General features: G+C 54.5%; 1 protein-coding gene and 1 pseudogene. Both read left to right on the top strand.

Annotated elements, in window-relative coordinates; all coding sequences use genetic code 11:
* Positions 1–664 (top strand): M24 family metallopeptidase (locus AC4FWB_RS34080; RefSeq protein ID WP_491030596.1); only part of this gene is annotated, 664 nt, incomplete at its 5' end.
* 657 nt (positions 665–1321) lie between these two features.
* Positions 1322–1419, top strand: a pseudogene (locus AC4FWB_RS34085) (adenosine kinase); the annotation flags it as partial.

Here is a 1419-nt window from a genome sequence, read left to right on the forward strand (position 1 = left end):
GATGGCTGCCGCACATCAGTCGCTCGAGGTCGGCACGCCGGAATACGAATCTGCGCTCGCGGTCATGGCAGCAGGTACCCGTAAAGCCGCCGGCTTCCTTACCCCGAGGGGATGGGAGGCATTTGTCTCACCCCTCATCCATAATCTGCAGATCATGCAGTCGGGCGCAGACACCTCAATGGTGCATCGTCGGTCAAACATGAGGCGATTCGAAAAAGGCGACCCAGTTTACTTTTGCTTTTGCAACATGGCTCAGTTCAAGCAATATAAACTTGGGTTCGATCGCATGTTCTTTGTCAAAGAAGCAAGCGCTGAGGCGGTGAAAGTGCAACAGGCGGCGATTGACGCCCAACAGGTCGCATTGCGCTCAATCCGCGCCGGCGTCACTGCGGAAAGCGTAGCCATGGCTGCAAACGACGCCTATGCAGCAGCCGGTTACGTGACTGCTTATCGCACAGGCCGATCAATTGGTGTGGCTTATCTCGAGGCGCCTGAACTAAAGATCGGCGACAAGACCGTGCTCCAAGCTGGCATGACCTTCGCGGTGGACGGTGGCATCACAGTCGACGGAAAACTTGGCGGCCGCATAGGTGATTCAATTGTCGTCACAGAGACCGGCTTCGAGTACCTCACTGAATATCCCCGCACGATTCTCTATTCCTGATGTCGTGGTAGGAGCACGTATCTCAAAAGTGGTAAAAAGCACAATGTGGAACATGGGAGTTCCTGCTATCGCGCCATACCAGACGCTTCAAAGAATTATAAGGGATAAGCCACTGGTCGCCAAAGAATGAACGGGATCATGGCGACCCGATGAAATCACCTGATAGTGTCCCAGCATGTTGATTTGCTTGATGCAGTCGGGCTGCCCAAGCGTGTAGCCTGGCTGTTCTACAAGGCGGGTGCAAACCAGTCGAACAAGCGCTTGGGACCGCCCGCTCGCGCGGCAATGTCAGCCGATTAGCCCCCTCGGATCTCCCCCGGCCAATCAGGCGTGCTAGTTCACTGCTGATCCGCACGTGCTCAAAATCCACGTTGGTTTCGGTTGCAACAGATCTTTTAATGGAATTCATAGACTCTTTGCGATCGAAATTCGTTTGTGGTGGTATGCTTCCGCAACGTCTCGAACGCCTCATTTTTGAACTGTTCGATCTCAGATTGAAGGTAAGATTTTCGGCCCGATATAAGGCACGAGGCGGGACTTGCCGCTCTGTGAGGACGGACATTGAATGGATCGGCAAGCGGAAAGCTCATTCCAACTGGCTAGACCCCCGCCCGGCCGGCATGGCAGAAAGCCGGTGGCTCGTTGGCGGAGACATTGATGCCGAAATATGACGTGCTTTGCATCGGCAATGCCATTGTCGACATCATCGCCCAGTGCGAAGAGGCCTTTCTCGAAACCAACGGCATCATCAAGGG

The sequence above is a fragment of the Mesorhizobium sp. LEGMi-168a genome (assembly GCF_058312955.1).